The sequence below is a fragment of the Streptomyces scopuliridis RB72 genome, assembly GCF_000718095.1.
Taxonomy (GTDB): domain Bacteria; phylum Actinomycetota; class Actinomycetes; order Streptomycetales; family Streptomycetaceae; genus Streptomyces; species Streptomyces scopuliridis.
Map to the genome: position 1 here is coordinate 26,026 of NZ_JOEI01000032.1, position 24,295 is coordinate 50,320.

21 protein-coding genes and 2 pseudogenes are annotated in these 24,295 nt (G+C 70.4%); 18 read left to right on the forward strand and 5 right to left on the reverse strand.

Annotated features, from left to right (window positions below; translation table 11 throughout):
- Positions 1 to 94 precede the first annotated feature (94 nt).
- Positions 95 to 958 (reverse strand): SCO6745 family protein, encoded by an 864-nt coding sequence (locus tag IF11_RS0131480; protein WP_030355192.1) that lies wholly within the window; start codon positions 956 to 958, stop codon positions 95 to 97.
- Positions 959 to 1,080: 122 nt separating this feature from the next.
- Between IF11_RS0131480 and IF11_RS0131485 the strand changes: the two genes are divergently transcribed.
- Positions 1,081 to 2,061 carry a GlxA family transcriptional regulator gene (locus IF11_RS0131485; protein WP_030355193.1) on the forward strand — a complete coding sequence of 327 codons (981 nt, stop codon included), beginning with the start codon at positions 1,081 to 1,083 and terminating at the stop codon, positions 2,059 to 2,061.
- Positions 2,062 to 2,096: 35 nt separating this feature from the next.
- Positions 2,097 to 2,732 (forward strand): DJ-1/PfpI family protein, encoded by a 636-nt coding sequence (locus IF11_RS0131490; RefSeq protein WP_030355194.1) that lies wholly within the window; start codon positions 2,097 to 2,099, stop codon positions 2,730 to 2,732.
- A gap of 9 nt (positions 2,733 to 2,741) precedes the next feature.
- Here the strand turns inward: IF11_RS0131490 and IF11_RS0131495 are convergent, their stop codons facing one another.
- A complete protein-coding gene (locus tag IF11_RS0131495) occupies positions 2,742 to 3,521 on the reverse strand; it encodes an enoyl-CoA hydratase/isomerase family protein (RefSeq protein WP_030355195.1) in 780 nt (259 codons plus the stop codon).
- Between the two features lie 219 nt (positions 3,522 to 3,740).
- On the opposite strand from IF11_RS0131495, the gene IF11_RS0131500 reads away from it, so the two are divergent.
- On the forward strand, positions 3,741 to 4,250 hold the full coding sequence (locus IF11_RS0131500) for an ATP-binding protein (RefSeq protein ID WP_051746390.1): 510 nt from the start codon (positions 3,741 to 3,743) through the stop codon (positions 4,248 to 4,250).
- Here the strand turns inward: IF11_RS0131500 and idi are convergent.
- The 3 genes from idi to galE all read right to left on the reverse strand — a co-directional run bounded on the left by idi (position 4,225) and on the right by galE (position 6,982).
- Positions 4,225 to 4,818 (reverse strand): isopentenyl-diphosphate Delta-isomerase, encoded by a 594-nt coding sequence (gene idi / locus IF11_RS0131505; protein WP_030355197.1) that lies wholly within the window; start codon positions 4,816 to 4,818, stop codon positions 4,225 to 4,227. The genes IF11_RS0131500 and idi overlap by 26 nt on opposite strands.
- Positions 4,819 to 4,917: 99 nt before the next feature.
- A complete protein-coding gene (locus IF11_RS0131510) occupies positions 4,918 to 5,856 on the reverse strand; it encodes a cation diffusion facilitator family transporter (RefSeq protein WP_030355198.1) in 939 nt (312 codons plus the stop codon).
- Between the two features lie 142 nt (positions 5,857 to 5,998).
- A complete protein-coding gene (galE, locus tag IF11_RS0131515) occupies positions 5,999 to 6,982 on the reverse strand; it encodes a UDP-glucose 4-epimerase GalE (protein ID WP_030355199.1) in 984 nt (327 codons plus the stop codon).
- Positions 6,983 to 7,365: 383 nt separating this feature from the next.
- Here galE and IF11_RS0131520 point away from each other — a divergent pair, with 383 nt between their 5' ends.
- From IF11_RS0131520 to IF11_RS37170, 15 genes and pseudogenes are all read left to right on the forward strand, one after another.
- A complete protein-coding gene (locus IF11_RS0131520) occupies positions 7,366 to 9,279 on the forward strand; it encodes a DUF5941 domain-containing protein (protein WP_030355200.1) in 1,914 nt (637 codons plus the stop codon).
- On the forward strand, positions 9,276 to 10,025 hold the full coding sequence (locus IF11_RS0131525; RefSeq protein ID WP_030355201.1) for a phosphocholine cytidylyltransferase family protein: 750 nt from the start codon (positions 9,276 to 9,278) through the stop codon (positions 10,023 to 10,025). Before IF11_RS0131520 ends, IF11_RS0131525 begins: the two co-directional genes overlap by 4 nt.
- Complete coding sequence (locus tag IF11_RS0131530; RefSeq protein WP_030355202.1) at positions 10,013 to 11,074, forward strand: iron-containing alcohol dehydrogenase family protein; 1,062 nt, start codon at positions 10,013 to 10,015, stop codon at positions 11,072 to 11,074. Before IF11_RS0131525 ends, IF11_RS0131530 begins: the two co-directional genes overlap by 13 nt.
- Positions 11,052 to 11,831: a CDP-alcohol phosphatidyltransferase family protein gene (locus IF11_RS0131535; protein WP_078491020.1), complete on the forward strand. Its 780-nt coding sequence runs from the start codon at positions 11,052 to 11,054 to the stop codon at positions 11,829 to 11,831. The genes IF11_RS0131530 and IF11_RS0131535 overlap by 23 nt, the downstream gene beginning before the upstream one ends.
- A 5-nt stretch (positions 11,832 to 11,836) precedes the next feature.
- The gene (locus tag IF11_RS0131540) at positions 11,837 to 12,709 is read left to right on the forward strand and encodes a glycosyltransferase family 2 protein (protein WP_030355204.1); all 873 of its coding nucleotides are present in this window, start codon (positions 11,837 to 11,839) and stop codon (positions 12,707 to 12,709) included.
- A 117-nt stretch (positions 12,710 to 12,826) separates the two neighbouring features.
- Entirely contained in the window at positions 12,827 to 13,756 is a 930-nt protein-coding gene (locus tag IF11_RS0131545) for an ABC transporter permease (RefSeq protein ID WP_030355205.1), read from the forward strand.
- Positions 13,749 to 14,534, forward strand: coding sequence for an ABC transporter ATP-binding protein (locus IF11_RS0131550; RefSeq protein ID WP_030355206.1), 786 nt, complete (start codon positions 13,749 to 13,751; stop codon positions 14,532 to 14,534). Before IF11_RS0131545 ends, IF11_RS0131550 begins: the two co-directional genes overlap by 8 nt.
- Positions 14,535 to 14,917: 383 nt before the next feature.
- Positions 14,918 to 15,838 carry a squalene synthase HpnC gene (hpnC, locus tag IF11_RS0131555; protein WP_030355207.1) on the forward strand — a complete coding sequence of 307 codons (921 nt, stop codon included), beginning with the start codon at positions 14,918 to 14,920 and terminating at the stop codon, positions 15,836 to 15,838.
- Positions 15,835 to 16,785 (forward strand): presqualene diphosphate synthase HpnD, encoded by a 951-nt coding sequence (gene hpnD / locus IF11_RS0131560; protein ID WP_411978309.1) that lies wholly within the window; start codon positions 15,835 to 15,837, stop codon positions 16,783 to 16,785. The genes hpnC and hpnD overlap by 4 nt, the downstream gene beginning before the upstream one ends.
- Before the next feature lie 112 nt (positions 16,786 to 16,897).
- Positions 16,898 to 18,337, forward strand: a pseudogene (gene hpnE / locus IF11_RS0131565) (hydroxysqualene dehydroxylase HpnE); the annotation flags it as partial.
- 53 nt (positions 18,338 to 18,390) lie between these two features.
- Positions 18,391 to 19,449 (forward strand): polyprenyl synthetase family protein, encoded by a 1,059-nt coding sequence (locus IF11_RS0131570; RefSeq protein ID WP_030355210.1) that lies wholly within the window; start codon positions 18,391 to 18,393, stop codon positions 19,447 to 19,449.
- A 133-nt stretch (positions 19,450 to 19,582) separates the two neighbouring features.
- Positions 19,583 to 21,595 (forward strand): squalene--hopene cyclase, encoded by a 2,013-nt coding sequence (gene shc / locus IF11_RS0131575; protein WP_030355211.1) that lies wholly within the window; start codon positions 19,583 to 19,585, stop codon positions 21,593 to 21,595.
- On the forward strand, positions 21,595 to 22,284 hold the full coding sequence (locus tag IF11_RS0131580) for a phosphorylase family protein (RefSeq protein WP_078491021.1): 690 nt from the start codon (positions 21,595 to 21,597) through the stop codon (positions 22,282 to 22,284). Before shc ends, IF11_RS0131580 begins: the two co-directional genes overlap by 1 nt.
- 5 nt (positions 22,285 to 22,289) lie before the next feature.
- A complete protein-coding gene (hpnH, locus tag IF11_RS0131585; RefSeq protein ID WP_030355213.1) occupies positions 22,290 to 23,309 on the forward strand; it encodes an adenosyl-hopene transferase HpnH in 1,020 nt (339 codons plus the stop codon).
- A gap of 4 nt (positions 23,310 to 23,313) precedes the next feature.
- Positions 23,314 to 24,280: pseudogene (locus tag IF11_RS37170) on the forward strand (flavodoxin/ferredoxin-dependent (E)-4-hydroxy-3-methylbut-2-enyl-diphosphate synthase).
- The last annotated feature ends 15 nt before the right edge of the window (positions 24,281 to 24,295 follow it).

Below are 24,295 nucleotides of genomic sequence, written 5' to 3' on the forward strand. Positions count from 1 at the left end.
AACGGGGTGAACCACGGCCTACCACCTACCTAAGCGAGTGTCCGTTCGAGGCGCGGGTAAACACTGTCCGCGGGCTTCAGTCGCGGCACCGCCCTCAGCGCTTCCCGATGAGGTCCGCGGGAAACGCGCCGGCCGCCTGCGCCGCTCCCGCGAGGGCCCCGCCCAGCTCGGTGAGGCGGGCCACGCCCGCCGCCCCCAGATGTTCGTACGGTGCCCGGTCCAGCCGGTCGGTCTCGTCCTCCAGGGCCTTGCGCAGCTCCGTACCCGCCGCGGTCAGTTCACCGCCGTCGTCCAGCAGCCCCCGCCCGCGCAGCCGCTTCTCGGCCGCCTCCCACTCCTCCTGGCTCCAGCCCCGGCTGGCCAGGACCCACTTCGGTGACATGCCCCGGCCGCTGGCGGTGTGGCTGGCCAGTGCCTCCAGCGGGTCGAGTCCGGCGCGCAGCAGAGCGGCCAGATGACCGTCACCGCGGTATTCCCGCAGCAGCGTGGCCGCGTGCCAGTACGCCAGATGCGGCGCCTCGGGCACCGGCAGATCGGCGTTGGCGGCGTACAGCGGACGCGCGGGGCGCGCGCACGCCTCGGTGGCCCGTAGCGCCAGCTCCGCCGCCTCGGCCAGCTCCTTCGAAGCGAGGACCTCCTCGCCCAGCAGCCGGCGCAGCAGCGAGTCGACCGCCCGCAGCCGCGCGTCGAGCGCGTCCTCGGGCGAGACGGACTCCCAGGCGCGCGGGATGTGCCGGGCGACGAGATCGTGCCGGAAGTTGTAGAAGGCCGCGGTGACGGTCCCCGCGCCGGCCCGGCCCAGGGGCGCGGCGCGGGCCGCGAAGTAGGCGGCGCGCGCGTCGTCCAGACCGGCGCGCGCGAACTCGCGTCCGAGGTCGGGCGAGAAGTAGAGGGCCGAGTGGAACGGATTGACGACGGCGTAACAGCGCCGCGCGGCACGCTCGGGCAGAGAGGTCATGCCCGTACGTTACCGACTGGTCGGTACGTGCGACAGAACGGGTGGGCAGCGGGCAGGGAATGGCAGGGAAGGCGGGGTATTCGTCATTGCGGCCGCCGCCCGTCGGGCCAAGGATGAGAACCATGACAGAACGATCCGTACTCGTCGTCCTCTTCGACGAGGTGCAGAGCCTCGATGTGACCGGCCCCGTGGAGGTGTTCCACGGCGCCGGGCTCGCCACCGGCGACCGCGACGCGTACCGGATCCGTACGGCATCTCTCGACGGCGCGCCTGTACGGACCTCCAGCGGGCTGACCCTCGTCCCCGACCTCGCGCTCACCGACGCCCCCGATCCGCACACCCTCGTCGTGCCCGGCGGAAACGGCACCCGCGGCCCCGATCCGCTGCTGATCGCATGGCTGCGCGAGCGGGCGCCGCGCGCCGGGCGGCTCGTCTCGATCTGTACGGGAGCCCTGCTGCTCGCCGCGGCGGGCCTGCTCGACGGGCGCCGCGCGACCACCCACTGGCGGGCCGCCGGCCTGCTGGCCACGCACTACCCCGCCGTCGAGGTCGACCCGGACCCGATCTACATACGCGACGGGGAGATCGCCACCTCCGCCGGCGTCACCTCGGGGATCGATCTCGCCCTCGCCCTCGTCGAGGAGGACCTCGGCCGCGAGGCGGCGCTCACCGTGGCCCGCCATCTCGTCGTCTTTCTGCGCCGACCCGGCAACCAGGCGCAGTTCAGCGCCCAGCTCGCCGCCCAGACCGCCCAGCGCGAGCCGCTGCGCGACGTACAGAGCTGGATCAGCGACCACCCCGGCGGCGATCTCTCGGTCGAGTCCCTGGCGGCGCGGGCCAGGCTCTCGCCACGGCACTTCGCGCGCGCCTTCCGGGCGGAGACCGGTATGACCCCGGGCCGCTATGTGGAGCGCGTACGGGTCGAACACGCCAGAAGGCTGCTGGAGGAGAGCGCCGACGGCGTCGAGGAGATCTCCCGCGCGTGCGGCTACGGCACGCCCGAAGCCATGCGCCGCGCGTTCATCAGAGCCCTCGGCACGGCGCCCGCCGAGTACCGCCGCCGCTTCCGTCCGACCACTGCCGTCGCACTCGTTGCGAACTGACCAGTGCCCCCGGCAACCCCACCGAAAGGCCCGTTATGAAGATCGCGATCGTCCTCTTCGAAGGCTTCACCGCGCTCGACGCCGTCGGCCCGTACCAGATGCTCTGTTACACCCCCGGCGCCGAGACGTTCTTCGTCGCCGAGAAGACCGGGCCCGTGACCGACGACGTCGGCTCTCTCTCGCTCGTCGCCGGGAAGACGCTCGCCGAGGTCCCCTCGCCGGACGTGCTGGTGGTGCCCGGCGGGCCCGGCCAGGAGGGTCAGATGGAGAACGAGACGCTTCTCGGCTGGCTGCGCGCGGCCGACGCCACCTCCACCTGGACCACCTCCGTCTGCACCGGCTCCCTGCTGCTCGCCGCCGCCGGGCCGCTCCGGGGGCGCCGGGCCACCTCCCACTGGCTGGCCGTGGAGACACTGCGTACGTACGGCGTCGAGCCCACCGGCGAACGCGTCGTCACCGACGGCAAGTACGTCACGGCCGCCGGGGTCTCCGCAGGGATCGACATGGGGCTCACCCTCGCGGGACGGCTCGCCGGCGACCGGTTCGCCCAGACCGTCCAACTGCTGACGGAGTACGACCCGCAGCCGCCCTACGACGCGGGCTCGGCGGACAAGGCGCCCGCCGATCTGGTCGCGGAGATGCGGGACGGGAGCCGTTTCATCCTTCAGTGACAGCCCCGCTCATCCTTCAGTGACAGCTCCGCCCGCTCCGGCGGGTCCGTAGGTCCAGCTGAAGCGCGGCTCACGGCGCTCCAGGAAAGCGGCGACCCCCTCCGCGGTGTCGCCGCTGCCGCGCGCCTGCGCCGCCCAGTACGCCGCACGGTCCGTACGGCCCGAGGCGAACTCCTTGGCCGCCGCCTGGGTCAGCCGCGAACGCGAGAGCAGTACCCGCGCGAACTCCGCCACCCGCTTGCCCAACTCGCCTTCCGGCAGCACCTCGTCGACGAGTCCCGTACGCAGCGCCCGTTCCGTCTCGATCAACTCGGCCGAGAACAACAGGTATTTGGCCGTGGCGGGCCCCACCAGCGAGGCCAGCCGGCGGGTGGACGACTCCGGGTAGACGATCCCGAGCCGCGCCGGAGTGACCCCGAACCGCGCCCCCTCCTCGGCGAACCGCAGATCACAGGCGGCGGCCAACTGGCAGCCGCCGCCCACGCAGTAGCCGCGTACGGCCGCGAGGGTCGGCTTGGGGAAGGCGGCCAGCGCCTCTTCCGCGGCCACCGCCAGCGACGACGGATCCTGGCCCGGCTCGCGCAGCGAGGAGATGTCGGCGCCCGCGCAGAAGGTGGCGCCCTCACCGGTCAGGACCAGCACCCGTACGGCGGGGTCGTCCGCCAGTACGCCGAGCAGCGGTGGCAGCTCCCGCCACATCCGCGCGGTCATCGCGTTGCGCTTGGCGGGATGGTGGATCACCACGGTCGCGATGCCGTCCGCGACGGTGTGCAGCAGCTGGGGCTCCATGCGCCGGATGCTATCGCCGCTCTCCGTGACACCGGCAACCGCTCCGAAATCGTCAGCAGATGAGCAGAGGCGATCGTGTCTTCGGTCGTGTCGCTCGAATGCGGTCGCGACGCGCCAATTCCGGCTGACTTCTGTTCAGTACTCCGGTACGGACGGCGCCGGTCCCAAGACTCGGTACCGATGGACGACACCGTTCGAGGCAAGGGTGGGTGCCGCACGATGGAGAGCCGCGGAAGTGTTCCGGCCCGGCCACTGTCGTACGAGGGGGTCTGGCGGTTCACCGCACCCGCCGTCGACATCTCCGTACCTCAGGCCAGACACGCCGTACGTGACCTGCTGAGACGTCAGCGCGTACCGGTCAGGGACGGGGTGGTCCAAGGGGCGCTGCTCATCGTCTCCGAGCTGGTCACCAACGCCGTACAGCACGCGGCCCTGCTCTCGCCGGAGATCGCCGTCGAGGTCGCCATCGGCGCGGCGTGGATCCGGGTGTCGGTCGAGGACAACCATCCGTACCGGCCCGCGGCGCTGGAGACGGATCACGCCCGGACGGGCGGGCGCGGGCTGCTGCTCGTACAGGAGACCTCGCGTGAGGCCGGCGGCGACTGCGGTGTGGAGCACACCGCCGGCGGCGGGAAGATCGTCTGGGCGGTGCTGCCCTTCCCGTCGCCGGTCGCGCCCGATGAGCCGCCGCCGCGAGGAAGTGTTACCAGCCCCCGGCAGACCCGGTGAGCTCTCTGATGGCCGGCCGCGCCGTGTCCAGGACGGTCATGAACCACGCGGAGAACGCGGCCTCGCCGTGCCGCTCGGTCAGCTCCGCCGGGGTGACGAACGCCGTCTCGCCGACCTCCTCGGGGTCCGGCCGCGGCGCGGACTGCGCGAGCCCGACGAAGAGATGGTTGTACTCCTGCTCGACCAGCCCCGAGGCCGGGTCGGGGTGGTTGTAGCGCACCGTCCCCGCCTCGGCGAGCAGCGAGGGCGAGATGCCCAGCTCCTCATGGGTACGGCGGGCGGCGGCGGCGAACGGCGCCTCGCCCGGGTACGGATGCCCGCAGCAGGTGTTCGACCAGACACCGGGGGAGTGGTACTTGCCGAGCGCGCGGCGCTGGATCAGCAGCCGGCCCTGCTCGTCGAAGAGGAAGACCGAGAACGCCCGGTGCAGTCTGCCCGGAGGCTGATGGGCCGAGAGCTTCTCGGCGGTGCCGATGGTATTGCCGTGCTCGTCGACCAGCTCCAGCATGATCGTTTCTTGTGCGCCGTTCGACGAGCTGTTCGCCGCAGTGACTGGTGTGGTCGGCATAACCATCCTTCGCATCGGGCCTCGGGGCCCAAGTCTGCCGTACAAAAGCCTCGTGTCCGCACTTCGGGAGCGTGGGCATGTCCGTTCGCCCCGTGGGCGTCAGTGGCAGAGCTTCGCCTCGTGCTCCGCATGGCCCCGGGGCTCCAGCTGGAAGGTGCAGTGCTCGACATCGAAGTGATGGCCCAGACATCCCTGCAGGTCATGGAGCATCTTCTCGTGCCCCACCGTGTCCAGCGCGTCCTGGTCCACCACCACATGCGCGGAGAGCACCGGCATCCCGGACGTGATCGTCCAGACATGGAGATCGTGTACGTCATCTACTCCGGGCAGTGCGAGCATATGTGCGCGTACCTCATTCATGTCCACGTTCTTGGGCGCCGCTTCCAGCAGGACGTTCAACGTCTCCCGCAACAGCTTCACCGTACGCGGGACGATCATGAGCCCGATCAGCAGGCCCGCGATCGGGTCGGCCGTCTGCCAGCCTGTGGTCAGGATCACGACGGCCGAGACCAGTACCGCGAGCGATCCCAGGGTGTCCGCGAGGACCTCCAGATACGCCCCGCGCACATTGAGGCTCTCCTTCTGCCCCCGCATCAGCAGCGAGAGGGAGACCATATTGGCGGCCATACCCACCAGGGCGAAGATGATCGTGAGCCCGCCCCTGGTCTCGGGCGGTACGAGGAAGCGCTCGATCGCCTCGTACAGCAGGAAGCCGCCGACCCCGAGCAGCAGCACGCAGTTGGCCAGCGCGGCGAGGATCTCGGCCCGCGCGAAACCGAAGGTGCGGGTCTCGTCCGCGGGCCGGGCGGCGAAGTGGATGGCCAGCAGGGCCATCCCGAGCCCCACCGCGTCCGTCGCCATATGCGCCGCGTCCGCGATCAGGGCGAGGGAGTCGGCGGCGATACCGCCGATGATCTCCACCACCATCACGGAAAGCGTGATCGACAGAGCGATCCGCAGCCGGCCCCGGTACGCGGCGGTCGTGGTGCCCGCCGGTGGTCCTCCGTGCGTGTGCCCGTGGTTGTGCCCTGCCCCCATTGAGGACGCCTCCCGGTCGTCTGGACGAACTGCCGACGAGGTCAGTGAACTACGGGCGGGGGGTATCCGGCAACACGGCACTGAACACCGTTGTCATATGCTCTGACCTGCGGAAATGGCCGCAGGTCAGAGCGCGGCACGGTCACCCGACCGAGGCTGCGGGATGGTGCAGCCGCCAGCCCTCCCAGGCCGACTCGACCATCTCGCGCACACCGCGACTCGCCGTCCACCCCAGCTCCTCGGCGATCAGCCCGACCGAGGCGACGGCCCGCGCGGCGTCGCCGGGGCGGCGAGCCTCGACCACCGGCTCCGTACGGTCGCCGGTCACCTCCGCCACCAGATCGGCCAGCTCACGCACCGAGACCCCCTCACCGCGGCCGATATTGACCGTGAGATCCCGGGCGCCCTCCTGGCCGGCCAGCCACCGGGCGGTGGCGAGATGGGCCTCGGCGAGATCGGCGACATGGATGTAGTCCCGGACGCAGGTGCCGTCCGGTGTCGGATAGTCGGCGCCGAAGATCCGCGGCGCCTCGCCCCGGCTGATCCGGTCGAAGAACATCGGGATGATGTTGAACACTCCGGTGTCCGCGAGCTCGGGGCGCCCGGCGCCCGCCACATTGAAGTAGCGCAGACAGCCGGTGGCGATGGAGTGCGCCCGCCCGGTCGCCCGCACCAGCCACTCGCCCGCGAGCTTGGTCTCGCCGTACGGATTGATCGGCACGGCGGGCGTCCGCTCCGTGATCAACTCCACATCCGGCACGCCGTACACGGCCGCCGAGGAGGAGAAGAGGAAGCGCCGCACCCGCGCCGCCACCACGGCCTCCAGCAGCACCGTGAGCCCGTGCACATTCTCCCGGTAGTACATCAGCGGCTGCTCGACGGACTCCCCGACCTGCTTCTTCGCCGCGAGATGCACGACTCCGGTGATCCCGTGCCCGGCGAGGGTACGGTCGACGAGCCCCCTGTCCAGCAAGGAGCCCCGTACGAGCGGGATCTCCGCGGGCAGCCGGTCGGCGACACCGGTCGACAGATCGTCGAGCACGACGACCCGCTCGCCCGCCGCGGCCATGGACCGCGCGACATGTGCCCCGATATAGCCCGCTCCACCTGTGATCAGCCATGTCATGCCGTCACCCTAGACGAGTAGGTCCGAAGTCCCGTCTGCCCGGGAACGCCCGGCACGCACGCTCTCCGCGTTTCCGAAATGTCCTGGTAGCTCCGCTACGAGGACACTCCGGCGCCCTGCGATCGCCGCTCGGCATCCCCCGCTCATGTCCTGTTCGCATCATGGCCCTGTCCACGGCGCCCACGGTTTGTGGGGCGGGCCGTCGATCGACAATGATGATCTCCACGCGGGCTGTTCCCGGCCCAGACCATGGCGTCCGGGGCGTAAACGGTCGGTGAACTAGGTCTTCCGTTCATCCGATAGCCTCTGCCGACGTGCCGCAGCCCGCATCCCGGGGCGTTCGCCGCGCACCCAGCCCTGTCAGCGCCAAGGAGTGAGTTCGTCTGTCGACCGCCATCCTCACCGGTCCTCCGGTACCCGGATCGTCGCTCGAAGGCGATCTGCGGTCGCTGGGTTTCGACGTGCGTACCGCGTCGGGCGCGGAAGAGGCCCGGGGCCTGCTCGCCGCCGCCCCCGCGACCGAGCGTGTCGCCCTGGTCGACGCCCGCTTCGTCGGTCATGTCCACGCCCTGCGGCTGGCCCTGACCGACCCACGCTTCCCCGCCGCCGCGGTGCCCGGCGCGCTCACCACCCAGCCGGGGGCCCGTGCCGCGCTGCTGCGCGCCATGACGGCCCTGGACGGGGACGAGGACGGCCCCCAGCCGGTCGGCGCCCCGGCGGAGGCGCAGCGGACCGCCGCCACGACCGTGGCTCCGTGTGAACCGCTCGCCGACCGGGTCGCCACCGCGCTCGACGCCGGCGGCACCGCCGTCACCCGACCCGAGCTCGGCTCGCTCGTCGCCGCCGTACCGGCCGACGCCGCCGCCCGGGAACGGGCCGAGGCCGCCGTCGCCGCCGTGGACGACGAGGCCGTACGGCTGCGCTCCGCCGTGAAGGCCCGCGACGGCTTCTTCACCACCTTCTGCATCAGCCCGTACTCCCGCTATCTCGCCCGCTGGTGCGCCCGCCGCGGCCTGACCCCCAACCAGGTCACCACCGCGTCGCTGGTCACCGCGCTGATAGCGGCGGCCTGCGCGGCCACCGGCACCCGCGGCGGCTATGTCGCCGCCGGCGCGCTGCTGCTCTTCTCGTTCGTCCTGGACTGCACCGACGGGCAGCTCGCCCGCTACTCGCTCCAGTACTCCACGATGGGCGCCTGGCTGGACGCGACGTTCGACCGCGCCAAGGAGTACGCCTTCTACGCCGGCCTGGCGCTCGGCGCCGCGCGAAGCGGCGACGACGTATGGGCGCTCGCCCTCGGCGCGATGGTCCTCCAGACCTGCCGCCATGTCGTCGACTTCTCGTTCAACGAGGCGAACGTCGATGCCACGGCCGCGAACGCCGAGGGCAAGGCCGTCGTCGGCACCCCCACCGCCGCCCTCTCCAGCAAGCTCGACAGCGTCGGCTGGACGGTCTGGGTGCGCCGGATGATCGTGCTGCCGATCGGCGAGCGCTGGGCGATGATCGCCGTCCTGACGGCCGTCACCACGCCCCGGATCGTCTTCTACGCGCTGCTCATCGGCTGCGCCTTCGCCGCCTGCTACACCACGGCCGGCCGCGTCATGCGCTCGGTGACCCGCAGGGCCACCCGTACCGACCGGGCCGCCCAGGCCCTCGCGGACCTCGCCGACTCCGGACCGCTCGCCGAGCTCGTCGCACGGGTGCTGCGGCGCCCGGCCCGGGTCCTCCCCGGCGTGCTGCCATTCCTGATCGCACTGGCCGGCGGCGTCGTGGTCGTCGCCACGGCGGCCTTCGCGCCGCTGAAGAGCCCCTGGCCCGGCTACGCGCCCTTCGACAGCCCCGTGCTCATTCTTGGCGCTCTGGTCTACGTCCTGACCTCGGGGTTCGCCGTCGCCCGCCGGATGGGCGGCGCCCTGGACTGGCTGATCCCACCGGTTTTCCGGGCGACCGAGTACACCACCATCCTGGTGTTCGCCGCCCGCGCCGATGTGCCCGGCGCGCTGCCCGCGGCATTCGGGCTGGTGGCGGCGGTCGCCTACCATCACTACGACACGGTGTACCGCATCCGCGGCGGCGCCGGCGCCCCGCCCCGCCGCCTCGTCAGGACACTCGGCGGACACGAGGGCCGTACGTTGCTGGTCACCTTGGCCGCCGCCCTCTCCACGCGCGAATTCGACTTCCCGCTGGAACTGACGGTGCTCGCCGCCGCCGTGGCGCTGGTCGCGCTCACGGAGTCCATCCGGTTCTGGATGTCCTCCGGAGCCCCCGCCGTACACGACGAAGGAGAACCCGCATGATCGGCCTCGTACTCGCCGCCGGTGCCGGAAGGCGTCTGCGCCCCTACACCGACACGCTGCCGAAGGCCCTCGTGCCGGTGGACCCGGCGGGGGAGGGGACCACCACGGTCCTCGACCTGACGCTCGGCAACTTCGCCGAGGTCGGCCTCACCGAGGCCGCGATCGTCGTCGGCTACCGCAAGGAGGCCGTGTACGAGCGCAAGGCCGCCCTGGAGAAGACGTACGGGCTGAAGCTCACCCTCGTCGACAACGACAAGGCCGAGGAGTGGAACAACGCCTACTCCCTCTGGTGCGCGCGCGATGTGCTGACGCAAGGGGTGATCCTCGCCAACGGCGACACCGTCCACCCGGTCTCTGTCGAGAAGACCCTCCTCGCCGCCCGCGGTGAGGGCCGCAGGATCATCCTGGCCCTCGATACGGTCAAGCGGCTGGCCGACGAGGAGATGAAGGTCATCACGGACGGCGCCAAGGGCGTACGCCGGATCACCAAACTGATGGACCCGGCCACCGCCACCGGCGAGTACATCGGGGTCACCCTGATCGAGCCCGAGGCCGCCGCGGACCTCGCCGACGCCCTGAAGACCACCTTCGAGCGCGACCCCGACCTCTACTACGAGGACGGCTACCAGGAGCTGGTGAACCGCGGCTTCACCCTCGACGTGGCGCCCATCGGCGACATCCCCTGGGTCGAGATCGACAACCACGACGACCTCGCGAAGGGCCGTGAGATCGCGTGCCAGTACTGACCCGGCTCATCCCGTCCCCGGTCGTCGTCGACATCAGCTGCGGCGCCCTGGACGATCTCGCCGGACTCCTGGCCGACCAGCGGATCTCCAGCTCGGGCCGGCTCGCCGTGGCCATAAGCGGCGGCTCCGGACAGGTGCTGCGCGAGCGGCTCGCGCCGGACCTGCCGGGCGCGGACTGGTTCTCGGTCGCGGACGGCACGATCGACTCGGCGGTCAGGCTCGCGGACGACATCAAGGGCAAGCGGTACGACGCCGTGGTCGGCCTCGGCGGCGGCAAGATCATCGACGTGACGAAGTACGCGGCGGCCCGGGTGGGCCTGCCGATGGTGGCCGTCGCCACCAATCTCTCGCACGACGGCCTGTGTTCACCGGTCGCGACGCTCGACAACGACAACGGCCGCGGCTCGTACGGCGTCCCCACCCCGATCGCCGTCGTCATCGACCTCGATGTGATCAGGGACGCACCGGTCCGCTTCGTCCGGTCCGGCATCGGCGACGCCATCTCGAACCTCTCGGCCATCGCGGACTGGGAGCTGTCGCACCGCACCAACGGCGAGCAGGTCGACGGACTGGCCGCCGCCATGGCCCGTACCGCCGGCGAGGCCGTGCTGCGCCACCCCGGCGGGGTCGGCGACGACGAGTTCCTCACCGTCCTGGCGGAGGCGCTGGTGCTCACCGGTATCGCCATGTCGATCAGCGGGGACACCCGCCCCTCGTCCGGTGCCTGTCATGAGATCAGTCACGCCTTCGACCTGCTCTACCCCAAGCGCGCCGCGCTCCATGGCGAACAGGTCGGCATCGGCGCCGCCTTCGCGATGCATCTGCGCGGCGCCCATGAGGAGTCACACCTGTTCACGGAGGTGCTGCACCGGCACGGGCTGCCCGTGCTGCCCGAGGAGATCGGGTTCACCGTGGGGGAGTTCGTACGGGCCGTCGCCTACGCGCCGCAGACCCGTCCGGGCCGCTTCACCATCCTTGAGCACCTCGACCTGTCCACCGACCAGATCAGGGACGCGTACGCCGACTATGCCAAGACCATCAGTAGCTGAACTCCGCCCGGTCGTACACCCGGAGGGGGTCAAGGACCGGCGCAGCGGTGAGCACTGGGCCGGGCGCCTGTACATGCGGGAGATCTCGCTGCGCGTCGACCGGTACCTGGTGAACACGCGGGTCACGCCCAACCAGGTGACGTACGTGATGACCGTCGCCGGTGCCCTCGCCGCCCCCGCCCTCCTGGTGCCGGGGATCACGGGCGCGGTGCTCGGCGTGCTGGCGGTCCAGCTCTATCTGCTGCTGGACTGCGTCGACGGCGAGCTCGCCCGCTGGAAGAAGCAGTACTCGATGACCGGGGTGTATCTGGACCGGGTCGCCGCCTACGTGTGCGATGCCGCCGTTCTGCTCGGCTTCGGGCTGCGCGCCGCCGACCTGTGGGGCACCGGACGGATCGACTGGCTGTGGGCCTTCCTCGGTACGCTCGCCGCCCTCGGCGCCATCATGGTCAAGGCAGAGACCGACCTGGTCGGCGTCGCCCGTCATCAGCAGGGACTGGCTCCGGTCAAGGAGGCGGCCTCCGAGCCGCGCTCGTCCGGTATGGCGCTGGCCCGCAGAGCCGCCGGGGCGTTGAAGTTCCACCGGCTCATCCTCGGGATCGAGGCGTCCCTGCTGATCCTTCTCCTGGCGATCCTGGACTCGGTCAGGGGCGATCTGTTCTTCACCCGCCTCGGGGTCGCGATCCTGGCCGGAATCGCCGTCGTACAGACCCTGCTGCATCTGGTCTCCATCCTGGCGTCCAGCAGGCTGAGGTGAGCGATATGCGGCTCGGCGCGGTGATCATCACGATGGGTGACCGCCCCGGCGAACTGCGTGCGCTGATCGACTCCGTCCTCCGCCAGAACGGCGACCCGGTCGAGATCGTCGTGGTCGGGAACGGCGCCCCCGTGGGCGCCGTCCCCGACGGCGTACGGACGGTCGAGCTGCCCGAGAACCTCGGTATCCCCGGCGGCCGCAATGTCGGGATCGAGGCGTTCGGGACCGCCGGCTCGGACGTGGACGCCCTGCTCTTCCTGGACGACGACGGTCTGCTGCCCCACACCGACACCACCGAGCTGATCCGCGGGGCCTTCGCGGCCGATCCCGTGCTGGGGATCGTCAGCTTCCGGATCACCGACCCGGAGACCGGTCTCACCCAGCGCCGCCATGTCCCGCGGCTGCGCGCCTCGGACCCGCTGCGCTCCTCCCGCGTGACGACCTTCCTCGGCGGCGCCAGTGCCGTACGGACGAAGGTCCTCGCGGAGGTCGGCGCGCTGCCCGGCGGTTTCTTCTACGCCCATGAGGAGACCGATCTCGCCTGGCGGGCGCTGGACGCCGGCTGGATGATCGACTACCGCGCCGACATGGTGCTGAACCACCCGACCATGCCGCCCTCCCGCCACGCGGTCTACCACCGCATGGTGGCCCGTAACCGGGTCTGGCTCGCCCGTCGCAATCTGCCCGCCGTCGTCGTCCCGTTCTATCTCGGCGTATGGGTCCTGCTCACCCTGGTCCGGCGCCCTTCCCCGAGCGCGCTGAAGGCGTGGTTCGGCGGGTTCAGGGAGGGCTGGGCGACCCCGTGCGGGCCGCGCCGTCCGATGAAGTGGCGTACGGTATGGCGGCTGACCCGGCTGGGCCGACCGCCTGTCATCTGACAAGCTCGGTTCTGAGAGCATCGGACAAGAGGCCGCCTGCCTCTTACCCCCCCGGGGCCGGGCCGTCCGCGCCCGCGCCCGACCGGCTGCGCATCTTGAACACGAAAGTTTCAACTTGTGAGTGACACAACCCAAGAGGGTGCGATCGCTGTGAGCGCCCCCCCGTCGCCCGACGACGGTCTGTCCGCGGCGGATCTCGCCGCCAAGTACGGTCTGTCGGTGAGCGGTGCCCGGCCAGGGCTGCGCGACTACATCCGGCAGCTGTGGGGCCGGCGTCATTTCATCCTGGCCTTCTCCCAGGCGAAGCTCACGGCCCAGTACAGCCAGGCGAAGCTGGGCCAGCTCTGGCAGGTGGCGACCCCCCTGCTGAACGCCTTTGTCTACTACTTGATCTTCGGCCTCATCCTGGGGACCAAGAAGGGCATCCCCCAGGATGTCTTCGTGCCCTTCCTGGTCACCGGGGTCTTCGTCTTCACCTTCACCCAGAGCTCGGTGATGGCAGGCGTCCGTGCCATCTCCGGCAATCTGGGGCTCGTCCGGGCCCTGCACTTCCCCCGGGCCTCGCTGCCGGTCTCCTTCTCCCTCCAGCAGCTCCAGCAGCTTCTCTTCTCGATGATCGTGCTGGTCGTCGTCGCGGTGGCCTTCGGCAGCTACCCGGCCCTGAGCTGGCTGCTGGTCGTGCCCGCGCTGGCGCTCCAGTTCGTCTTCAACACCGGGCTCGCGCTGATCATGGCGAGGCTGGGCAGCAAGACCCCCGACCTCGCCCAGCTGATGCCGTTCGTGATGCGCACCTGGATGTACGCCTCGGGCGTGATGTTCTCGATCCCGCTGATGCTTGAGGGCAGGCCCTCCTGGATCGCCGACGTACTCCAGTACAACCCGGCCGCCGTCTACATGGACCTGGTCAGGTACGCGCTGATCGACGGCTACGGTTCCTCGAACCTGCCCGCGCATGTCTGGCTGGTCGCGCTGGTGTGGGCCGTCCTCCTGGGCGTCGTCGGCTTCGTCTACTTCTGGAAGGCTGAGGAGCGCTACGGCCGTGGCTGAGGACAACACGCAGGGGCGTATCCCCACGGTCATCGCCGACGACGTGCACATCGTGTACCGCGTCAACGGCGGTGGCGGCGGCAAGGGCAGCGCCACCGCCGCGCTCAGCCGCATACTCCGCCGCGACAAGGGGGAGTCGCGGGGCGTCCGCAAGGTCCATGCCGTCCGGGGGGTCACCTTCACCGCGTACCGCGGCGAGGCCATCGGGCTGATCGGCACCAACGGCTCCGGCAAGTCGACCCTGCTGCGCGCGATCGCCGGTCTGCTGCCGGCGGAGAGCGGCAAGGTCTACACCGACGGCCAGCCGTCCCTGCTGGGCGTCAACGCGGCCCTGATGAACGATCTGACCGGTGAGCGCAATGTCATCCTCGGCGGTCTCGCCATGGGGATGACCCGCGAGCAGATCCGGGAGCGCTACCAGGGCATCGTCGACTTCTCCGGCATCAACGAGAAGGGCGACTTCATCACCCTCCCCATGCGGACGTACTCCTCCGGCATGGCCGCCAGGCTCCGGTTCTCCATCGCCGCCGCCAAGGACCACGACGTCCTGATGATCGACGAGGCGCTGGCCACCGGCGACCGCAAGTTCCAGATCCGCTCCGAGCAGCGGATCCGTGAGCTGCGCAAGGAGGCGGGTACGGTCTTCCTGGTCAGCCACAGCAACAAGTCCATCAGGGACACCTGCGACCGGGTGCTGTGGCTGGAGAAGGGCGAGCTCCTGATGGACGGCCCGACCGACGAGGTCATCAAGGCGTACGAGAAGGAGACCGGCAAGTAGCCCGGCCCTCCACGATCGAACGGGCCCCCGCCGGATCGCCCCGGCGGGGGCCTCCTGGTGGGCCGATCGTCAAAGATCGGTCAAGTCCGGTGGGTCGGGGGAAGGTTGGCGTGTATTGCGACGTTCTCGTAATGCGCGTAACACCCCGACGTGTTCCTCTTAGCTGTACAACGTAAGCTGTGCTGGGCTGATTCGCGGCAAGTATGGGGTCATTCCCACGGAGCACTCCGCCTGCCTGACAGCCTTCTGTACTCGGAGGGGCGGGCGGCGTGTCCGAAATGGGATGTATTGGGTCAGCAGTGTAGAACGGGAGATGTGACGGCAATGACGGAAAATCTCCAGCTCCGCGAGGATTCCGCCGTCCCCGTACCGGGCAGCACGCGATGACGGGCCCCCCGCAGGTACGCCCCGACGCCTCCTCGCGCATCACCCTGGACAAGGCCGCGGACGAGAACTTTCCCGTGGCCCCGTTCTTTCTGCCGCGCGCCTGGCGTGACGATCTGATGGCCGTGTACGGCTACGCGCGGCTCGTCGACGACATCGGCGACGGCGATCTCGCCCCCGGCGGCGGCGACGCCCGCCACCTGGGCGTCGCTCCCTCGCAGGCCGATGACCGGCTCGTCATGCTGGACGCCTTCGAGGCCGACCTGCGGCGCGTCTTCGACCCGCAGGGCCCCGCCCCGGCACATCCGCTGCTGCGCGCCCTGACCCCGACCGTACGGCGCCGCTCGCTCACCCCCGAGCCGTTCCTCGGACTGATCGCGGCCAACCGCCAGGACCAACTGGTACGCCGCTACGAGACCTATGACGACCTGCTCGCCTACTGCGAGCTGTCCGCGAATCCGGTCGGCCGGCTCGTCCTCCAGATCACCGGCACCGCGAGCCCGGAGCGCGTCCGCCGCTCCGACGCCGTCTGCACGGCGCTGCAGATCGTCGAACATCTCCAGGACGTCACCGAGGACCTCGGCCGCGACCGTATCTATCTGCCCGCTCAGGATATGAAGAGGTTTCATGTCACCGAGGCGGACCTGGCCGCGGGCACCGCGAACGCGTCGGTGCGCGCGCTGGTGGCCTTCGAGGCCGAACGTGCCGGGCAGCTGCTGAATGAGGGCACCCCCTTGGTGGGTAGCGTCCACGGCAGGCTCCGGCTGCTGCTCGCCGGATTCGTCGCCGGAGGGCGTGCCGCCCTCGCTTCGATCGCGGCCGCCGGGCACGATGTGCTCCCCGGACCGCCCAAACCCACCAAGCCGCGTCTGCTGCGCGAAGTGGGAGCTGTCCTGCGAAGTGCGCACAGAGAGGGGTGAGCCGGAACGTGGAGGGACAGACGCCCATGTCCGCGCCGGTACTGGCGGCCTACAGCTACTGCGAGGCCGTCACCGGGCAGCAGGCCCGTAATTTCGCCTATGGCATCAGGCTGCTGCCGGCCGAGAAGCGGCAGGCCATGTCCGCGCTGTACGCCCTCTCCCGGCGGGTGGACGACATCGGCGACGGCACACTCGCCCCGGAGGCCAAGCTGGCACGCCTCGACGACACCCGTGCCCTTCTGGACCGGGTCAGGAAGGGCGCGGTGGACGAGGACGACACCGACCCCGTCGCCGTCGCGCTCACCGACGCGGCGCGCCGCTTCCCGATCCCGCTCGGCGGCCTCGACGAACTGATCGACGGCGTGCTGATGGACGTACGCGGCGACACCTATGAGACCTGGGACGACCTCAAGGCCTACTGCCGGTGTGTCGCGGGCGCCATCGGCCGGGTGTCGCTCGGCGTGTTCGGCACCACCCCCGGCGCGCCCGGTGCCGAGCGCGCCGCCGAGTACGCCGACACGCTGGGACTCGCCCTCCAGTTGACCAACATCCTGCGCGACGTACGCGAGGACGCGGGCAACGGGCGTACGTATCTGCCCTCCGACGACCTGGCCAAGTTCGGCTGCTCCGCGGGCTTCCACAGTGCGACCCCGTCGGCCGGGGCCGACTTCGCCGGACTGGTGCACTTCGAGGTGCGTCGCGCCCGCGCGCTTTTCGCCGAGGGCCTGCGTCTGCTGCCCATGCTCGACCGGCGCAGCGGCGCCTGCGTCGCGGCCATGGCCGGTATCTACCGCCGGCTGCTCGACCGCATCGAGCGCGACCCCGAGGCCGTGCTGCGCGGCCGGGTCTCGCTGCCGGGACGCGAGAAGGCGTATGTCGCCGTGCGCGGGCTCTCGGGGCTCGACGCGCGCCAGATCTCCCGGCAGACCATCAGGAGGCGTGGCTGATGCGGCTCACCGCCCGACTCGGCCCGCTCCCCACGCCCCGCGGAATCCACCGGAACACGCACGCGCACCCGCGGTTCTCAACCCCGCGTCGTGATGACGCGTCCCTGACTGCGACGGAACCGACGGTCCTGGCGAAACGTCGCGGACAAACCCTAGGAAGGCACGAATGACAACGGCCGAGGGCACGTCCCGCCACGCGGTCGTGGTCGGCGCGGGACTCGCCGGCATCACGGCCGCCCTTCAGTTCGCCGACGCCGGAGTGCGGGTGACGCTCGTCGAGGGGCGGCCCCGGCTCGGTGGTCTCGCCTTCTCCTTCCAGCGCGGCGACCTCACCGTCGACAACGGTCAGCATGTGTATCTGCGCTGCTGCACGGCGTACCGCTGGTTCCTCGACCGGGTGGACGGCGCCGCGCTCGCGCCGCTCCAGGACCGGCTGGACGTACCCGTACTCGATGTCGCGCCGGCCGGCGGGCCCAGGCTGGGGCGGATCCGTCGCAACGGGCTGCCCGTACCGCTGCATCTGGCCGCCGGGCTCGCGACGTATCCGCATCTCTCGCTGGCCGAGCGTGCCTCCGTCGGGCGCGCCGCGCTCGCGCTGAAGAGGATCGACCCCGCCGATCCGGCGCTGGACGGCATCGACTTCGCCACCTGGCTCGGCCGGCACGGCCAGTCGGAGCGCACCATCGAGGCCCTCTGGGACCTGGTCGGCGTGGCGACCCTCAACGCCACCGCGCCGCACGCGTCCATGGGGCTCGCCGCGATGGTCTTCAAGACCGGGCTGCTCTCCGAGTCCGGAGCCGCCGACATCGGCTGGGCGCGTGTCCCGCTCGGTGAACTGCACGACACGCTCGCCCGCAAGGCGCTCGACTCCGCGGGGGTACGGACCGAGACCCGCACCCGGGTCAGCTCCGTCTCCCGCGCGGAGAGCGGCGGTTGGCATGTCGACATGGACGGAGAGCGGCTCGACGCGGACGCCGTCGTCCTCGCCGTACCCCAGCGCGAGGCCCACTCGCTGCTGCCCGGGGGCGCACTGGAGGATCCGGACCGGCTGCTGGACATCGGCACCGCGCCGATCCTCAACCTCCATGTCGTGTACGGCCGCAAGGTGCTGCGCCGGCCGTTCTTCGCCGCGCTCGGCAGCCCGGTCCAGTGGGTGTTCGACCGTACCGAGGCGTCCGGACTGAAGGACGGCCAGTATCTGGCGGTGTCCCAGTCGGCCGCCCAGGACGAGATCGACACGCCCGTGTCGGAGCTGCGGGCGCGCTATCTGCCCGAACTGGAACGACTCCTTCCGGCCACTCGGGGCGCGGAGGTGCGGGACTTCTTCGTGACCCGCGAGCGCACCGCGACGTTCGCGCCCGCACCGGGTGTGGGCAGGCTGCGGCCGACGGCTCACACCCGCGCCCCCGGCCTCTTCCTGGCCGGCGCATGGACCGCCACCGGTTGGCCCGCGACCATGGAGGGGGCGGTGCGCAGTGGCTTCAGCGCCGCGGGCGCGGCCCTCTCCGAGCTGGGGCGCCGCCACGAACACCCCTTGCGGGAGGCGGCATGAGCCCGAGCACCGCACCAACGAGTACTGGAACAAGAGGAGAGACCGTGCCGACTGTGCCACCGGCGAATCCGGCTGTCGACACCGCGGATGTCCACGCGCTGCTGGAGCGCGGACGGAGCCTGTCAACGCCGGCGCTGCGCGCCGCTGTTGAGCGCCTGGCCGCGCCCATGGACACCGTCGCGGCCTACCACTTCGGCTGGATCGACGCCGAGGGCCGGCCCGTCGACGGAGACGGCGGGAAGGCGGTGCGCCCCGCGCTCGCACTGCTCTCCGCGGAGGCCGCCGGCGCCCCCGCGGAGAGGGGCGTCCCCGGCGCGGTCGCGGTGGAGCTGGTCCACAACTTCTCGCTGCTGCACGACGATCTGATGGACGGCGACGAACAGCGCCGGCACCGCGACACCGTATGGAAGGTGCACGGCCCCGCCCAGGCGATCCTCGTCGGCGACGCCCTCTTCGCGCTCGCCAACGAGGTGCTGCTGGAGATCGGCACGGTCGAGGCGGGCCGCGCGACACGCCGGCTGACCACCGCGACCCGCAAACTGATCGACGGTCAGGCGCAGGACATCTCCTACGAGCACCGCGAGCGGGTCACCGTCGAGGAATGCCTGGAGATGGAGGGCAACAAGACCGGCGCCCTGCTCGCCTGCGCCGTCTCCATCGGCGCGGTACTCGGCGGCGCCGACGACCGTACGGCCGACACGCTTGAGGCGTACGGGCACCATCTCGGCCTCGCCTTCCAGGCCGTTGACGATCTGCTCGGCATCTGGGGCGACCCGGAGGCCACCGGCAAGCAGACCTGGAGCGATCTGCGTCAGCGCAAGAAGTCCCTGCCGGTCGTCGCCGCGCTCGCCGCGGGGGGCCCGGCTTCCGAACGGCTCGGCGAACTGCTCGCCGCCGACGCCAAAAGCAATGATTTCGAGACCTTCTCGGAGGAAGAGTTCGCCACCAGGGCGGCGTTGATCGAGGAGGCGGGCGGCCGGGAGTGGACCTCGCAGGAGGCCCGCAGGCAGCACGCCGTCGCCATCGAGGCCCTGGATGGAGTCGATATGCCGGAACAGGTCCGGGCGCAACTCATCGCGCTCGCGGACTTCGTCGTCGTACGAAAGAGATGATCACTATTCCCCTATGCCTTCCTTCCGGGGGATGACCCCCATACCCCAAGCAGTCGCCGTCCACAGCCCGTAGGGCGCCGGACGACGGAGACCCCAGCACAGCAGAAGCACACCACTGCACGAAGGGGAAGCCATGACAGCGACGACCGACGGAAGCACCGGGGCCGTGGGACCCCGCGCAGCCTCGGCAAGCGGACCGACCGAAACCACCATCCCCGCGGCGGGCGGTGACCTCCGGGTCGCCGCCGAGCGGGCCACCGCACGATCCGTCGAGCATCTGCTCGGCAGGCAGGACGCCCAGGGCTGGTGGAAGGGCGACCTGGCGACCAATGTGACGATGGACGCCGAGGACCTGCTGCTCCGCCAGTTCCTCGGAGTCCAGGACGCGCGCACCACGGCGGCGTCCGCCCTCTTCATCCGCGGTGAGCAGCGCGCGGACGGTACGTGGGCCACCTTCTACGGAGGCCCCGCCGATCTCTCCGCCACCATCGAGGCGTATGTCGCCCTGCGACTGGCCGGCGACAGTCCCGAAGACCCGCACATGACGCGCGCCTCCCACTGGGTGCGCGGGCAGGGCGGCATCGCGGGCTCCCGGGTCTTCACCCGGGTCTGGCTCGCTCTCTTCGGCTGGTGGAAGTGGGACGACCTGCCCGAACTGCCGCCCGAAATGATCTTCTTTCCCAAGTGGTTCCCGCTCAACATCTATGACTTCGGCTGCTGGGCACGGCAGACGATCGTGCCGCTCACCATCGTCTCCGCGAAGCGGCCCGTACGGCCCGCTCCCTTCGCCCTGGACGAGCTGCACGCCGACGCCGCGCGCCCCAACCCGGGCAAGACCTTCGCGCCCATGACCAGTTGGGACGGGGTGTTCCAGCGCCTCGACAAGGCGCTGCACGCCTACCACAAGGTCGCGCCCCGCAGGCTGCGCCGCACCGCGATGAACGCCGCCGCGCGCTGGATCATCGAGCGGCAGGAGAACGACGGCTGCTGGGGCGGAATCCAGCCCCCCGCCGTCTACTCCGTGATCGCCCTGCATCTGCTCGGCTACGACCTCGACCACCCGATCATGCGCGCCGGTCTGGAGTCGCTCGACCGGTTCGCCGTCTGGCGCGAGGACGGCGCCCGGATGATCGAGGCCTGTCAGTCCCCGGTCTGGGACACCTGCCTCGCCACCATCGCCCTCGCCGACGCCGGGCTGAACCCGGACCATCCGGCCCTCGTCAAGGCCGCCGACTGGATGATCGGCGAACAGATCGTGCGCCCCGGCGACTGGTCCGTACGCCGGCCCGGACTCGCCCCGGGCGGCTGGGCGTTCGAGTTCCACAACGACAACTACCCCGACATCGACGACACCGCCGAGGTCATCCTCGCGCTGCGCCGGGTCAGACATCCGGACGCCGAGCGGCTCGACGCGGCCATCGAGCGCGGCGCCCGGTGGAATCTGGGCATGCAGTCGAGGAACGGGGCCTGGGGCGCCTTCGACGCCGACAACACCAGCCCGTTCCCCAACCGGCTGCCCTTCTGCGATTTCGGCGAGGTCATCGACCCGCCGTCCGCGGACGTCACCGCGCATGTCGTCGAAATGCTCGCCTTCGAGGGCAAGTCCCACCACCCCGGCACCCGGCGCGGAATCGAGTGGCTTCTCGCCGAACAGGAGACCAACGGCGCCTGGTTCGGCCGCTGGGGCGTCAACTACGTATACGGGACCGGCTCTGTGGTGCCCGCGCTGACCGCCGCCGGACTGCCGGCCTCCCACCCCGCCATCCGCCGTTCTGTCGCCTGGCTCGAATCCGTGCAGAACGAGGACGGCGGCTGGGGCGAGGATCTGCGCTCGTACGACGACGAGGCGTGGATCGGACGCGGTGCCACGACCGCCTCCCAGACCGCGTGGGCGCTGCTCGCACTCCTCGCGGCCGGCGAGCGGGAGAGCAAGGCCGTCGAACGGGGGATCGCCTGGCTCGCCGGGGCCCAGCGGGAGGACGGCTCCTGGGACGAGCCGTACTTCACCGGTACCGGCTTCCCCTGGGACTTCTCCATCAACTACCACCTCTACCGGCAGGTCTTCCCGCTCACCGCGCTCGGCCGGTACCTCCACGGCGAGCCCAAGCCGCTCGCGGTCCGTGCGGGCGTCCGCAAGGGGAGTTGATGGAACGGCCTTCCGGCCCGTCCTCGGCTCCGTCCCCCGGTCCGTCGACAGGTCCGGCACCCGGTCCCGCCGTACCGCTGCTGATCGCCTGCGCGCTCGGCATCGAACGGTTCGCCCTGCGCGCGGGCCGGGCCGGCGCGGCGGGTCCGGTGACCGTCCTGCGTACGGGCATGGGGCCCAAGAACGCCGAGCGCGCCGTGGCACGCGCGCTCGGCGAGGGCCGGAACAGGGACGCGGCCGTGATCGCCTCCGGGTTCTGCGCCGGACTCGTCCCCGGGATGAACCCGGGGGATCTGATCGTCGCCGACGAGACCCGGGACCCGGACGGCTCCACGCCCTGTACCGGCACCGCACTGCTGGTGGACGCGCTGGCCAGGGCCGTGCCGGGGCATACGGTCCACACCGGAACGCTGACCGGCTCCGACCATGTGGTTCGTGGTCAGGAGCGGGCCGCACTGCGCGCCACGGGGGCGGTCGCGGTGGACATGGAATCCGCCGCCACACTCCGAAGTGCTCTGAGCGCCGGGTCCCGCCCGGTTGCGGCCGTCCGGGTGGTCGTGGACGCTCCAGAGCATGAGCTCGTCCGTATTGGCACAGTGCGCGGTGGAATATCGGCCTTCCGCGTTCTCCGTGCCGTCCTTCCAGCTTTCCATGAATGGCACCGTTCTTTGCTGCTCCCCAGGAGGTGAGCTAGATGGCCATGCCGCTCCGTCAGACCATCAGGGTCGGGACCTACCTCTTTGAACAGAAGCTCCGCAAGCGTGAGAAGTTTCCGCTCATCGTCGAGTTGGAACCTCTCTTCGCCTGCAATCTGAAATGTGAGGGCTGCGGCAAGATCCAGCATCCGGCCGGCATCCTGAAGCAGCGTATGCCCGTGGCCCAGGCCGTCGGGGCGGTGCTGGAGTCCGGGGCGCCCATGGTCTCCATCGCCGGTGGCGAGCCGCTGATGCACCCGCAGATCGATGAGATCGTCCGGCAGCTGGTGGCGAAGCGGAAATACGTCTTCCTGTGCACCAACGCGATGCTGCTGCGCAAGAAGATCGAGAAATTCACCCCCTCACCGTATTTCGCGTTCGCGGTGCATATCGACGGGCTGCGTGAGCGGCACGACGAGTCCGTGGCGAAGGAGGGCGTGTTCGACGAGGCCGTGGCGGCCATCAAGGAGGCCAAGCGCCGCGGCTTCCGGGTGACCACCAACTCCACCTTCTTCAACACCGATACCCCGCAGACCATCATCGAGGTGCTCAATTACCTCAATGACGATCTGAAGGTCGACGAGATGATGATCTCGCCCGCCTATGCCTACGAGAAGGCCCCCGACCAGGAGCACTTCCTGGGTGTGGAGCAGACCCGGGAGCTGTTCAGGAAGTCGTTCGCCGGCGGTAACCGGGCGCGCTGGCGTCTCAACCACTCACCGCTGTTCCTGGACTTCCTCGAAGGCAAGGCCGACTTCCCGTGCACGGCGTGGGCCATCCCCAACTACTCGCTCTTCGGCTGGCAGCGCCCCTGCTATCTGATGAGCGACGGGTATGTGCCGACGTACCGGCAGCTCATCGAGGAGACGGACTGGGACAAGTACGGTCGCGGCAAGGACGCGCGCTGCGCCAACTGCATGGCGCACTGCGGCTATGAGCCGACCGCCGTCCTGGCCACCATGGGCTCGCTCAAGGAGTCCTTGCGGGCGGTCCGTGAGACGGTCGCCGGGACGCGGTGACGACATGACCGCAGGAGAGCCAGTCTCGCTGGGGCTCCCCGCGCTGCCGGCCCGGCCGATCGCGATACGCCGCCACTCGCGGCGTATCGAGGTGGGGTCGGTGGCGGTCGGCGGGGACGCGCCGGTGTCGGTGCAGTCGATGACGACGACGCGTACGTCGGACGTCGGGGCGACGTTGCAGCAGATCGCGGAGTTGACCGCGGCGGGGTGCCAGATCGTGCGGGTGGCATGTCCGACGCAGGACGACGCGGACGCGCTGGCGACGATCGCGCGGAAGTCGCAGATCCCGGTGATCGCGGATATCCATTTCCAGCCGAAGTACGTGTTCGCGGCGATCGGCGTCGCTGTTCGAGGAGCACGGTTTCCGGGACATCAAGATCTCGGTGAAGCACAACGATCCGGTCGTGATGGTCAACGCCTACCGGCAGTTGGCGGAGCGGTGCGACTATCCCCTGCACCTCGGTGTGACGGAGGCGGGTCCCGCGTTCCAGGGCACGATCAAGTCCGCGGTCGCCTTCGGGGCGCTGCTGTCGGAGGGGATTGGCGACACGATCCGCGTTTCTCTATCGGCGCCGCCGGTGGAGGAGGTCAAGGTCGGCATCCAGATCCTGGAGTCGCTGAATCTGCGGCAGAGGCGGCTGGAGATCGTCTCCTGCCCCTCCTGCGGGCGGGCCCAGGTCGATGTCTACAAGCTGGCCGACGAGGTGACGGCCGGTCTGGAGGGCATGGAGGTCCCGCTGCGCGTGGCCGTCATGGGCTGTGTCGTGAACGGTCCCGGCGAGGCCCGTGAGGCCGACCTCGGTGTCGCGTCCGGCAATGGCAAGGGCCAGATCTTCGTCAAGGGCGAGGTCATCAAGACCGTCCCGGAATCGAAGATCGTGGAGACCTTGATCGACGAGGCGATGAAAATCGCCGAATCCATGGAGAACGCGGGGGTTCCCTCGGGGACTCCCGCCGTCACCGTGAGCTGAAGAAGCATTCCGAGA

What these genes read in the sequence shown, in the direction of transcription:
- IF11_RS0131500 (WP_051746390.1), top strand. Translation starts at nt 3,741, where the DNA reads ATGGAGAGCCGCGGAAGTGTTCCGGCCCGGCCACTGTCGTACGAGGGG.
- hpnH (WP_030355213.1), top strand. Translation starts at nt 22,290, where the DNA reads ATGGCCATGCCGCTCCGTCAGACCATCAGGGTCGGGACCTACCTCTTT.
- shc (WP_030355211.1), top strand. Translation starts at nt 19,583, where the DNA reads ATGACAGCGACGACCGACGGAAGCACCGGGGCCGTGGGACCCCGCGCA.
- IF11_RS0131535 (WP_078491020.1), top strand. Translation starts at nt 11,052, where the DNA reads ATGCCAAGACCATCAGTAGCTGAACTCCGCCCGGTCGTACACCCGGAG.
- IF11_RS0131510 (WP_030355198.1), bottom strand. Translation starts at nt 5,856, where the DNA reads ATGGGGGCAGGGCACAACCACGGGCACACGCACGGAGGACCACCGGCG.
- IF11_RS0131580 (WP_078491021.1), top strand. Translation starts at nt 21,595, where the DNA reads ATGGAACGGCCTTCCGGCCCGTCCTCGGCTCCGTCCCCCGGTCCGTCG.
- IF11_RS0131495 (WP_030355195.1), bottom strand. Translation starts at nt 3,521, where the DNA reads ATGGAGCCCCAGCTGCTGCACACCGTCGCGGACGGCATCGCGACCGTG.
- IF11_RS0131540 (WP_030355204.1), top strand. Translation starts at nt 11,837, where the DNA reads ATGCGGCTCGGCGCGGTGATCATCACGATGGGTGACCGCCCCGGCGAA.
- IF11_RS0131525 (WP_030355201.1), top strand. Translation starts at nt 9,276, where the DNA reads ATGATCGGCCTCGTACTCGCCGCCGGTGCCGGAAGGCGTCTGCGCCCC.
- hpnC (WP_030355207.1), top strand. Translation starts at nt 14,918, where the DNA reads ATGACGGGCCCCCCGCAGGTACGCCCCGACGCCTCCTCGCGCATCACC.
- galE (WP_030355199.1), bottom strand. Translation starts at nt 6,982, where the DNA reads ATGACATGGCTGATCACAGGTGGAGCGGGCTATATCGGGGCACATGTC.
- IF11_RS0131480 (WP_030355192.1), bottom strand. Translation starts at nt 958, where the DNA reads ATGACCTCTCTGCCCGAGCGTGCCGCGCGGCGCTGTTACGCCGTCGTC.
- idi (WP_030355197.1), bottom strand. Translation starts at nt 4,818, where the DNA reads ATGCCGACCACACCAGTCACTGCGGCGAACAGCTCGTCGAACGGCGCA.
- IF11_RS0131485 (WP_030355193.1), top strand. Translation starts at nt 1,081, where the DNA reads ATGACAGAACGATCCGTACTCGTCGTCCTCTTCGACGAGGTGCAGAGC.
- IF11_RS0131490 (WP_030355194.1), top strand. Translation starts at nt 2,097, where the DNA reads ATGAAGATCGCGATCGTCCTCTTCGAAGGCTTCACCGCGCTCGACGCC.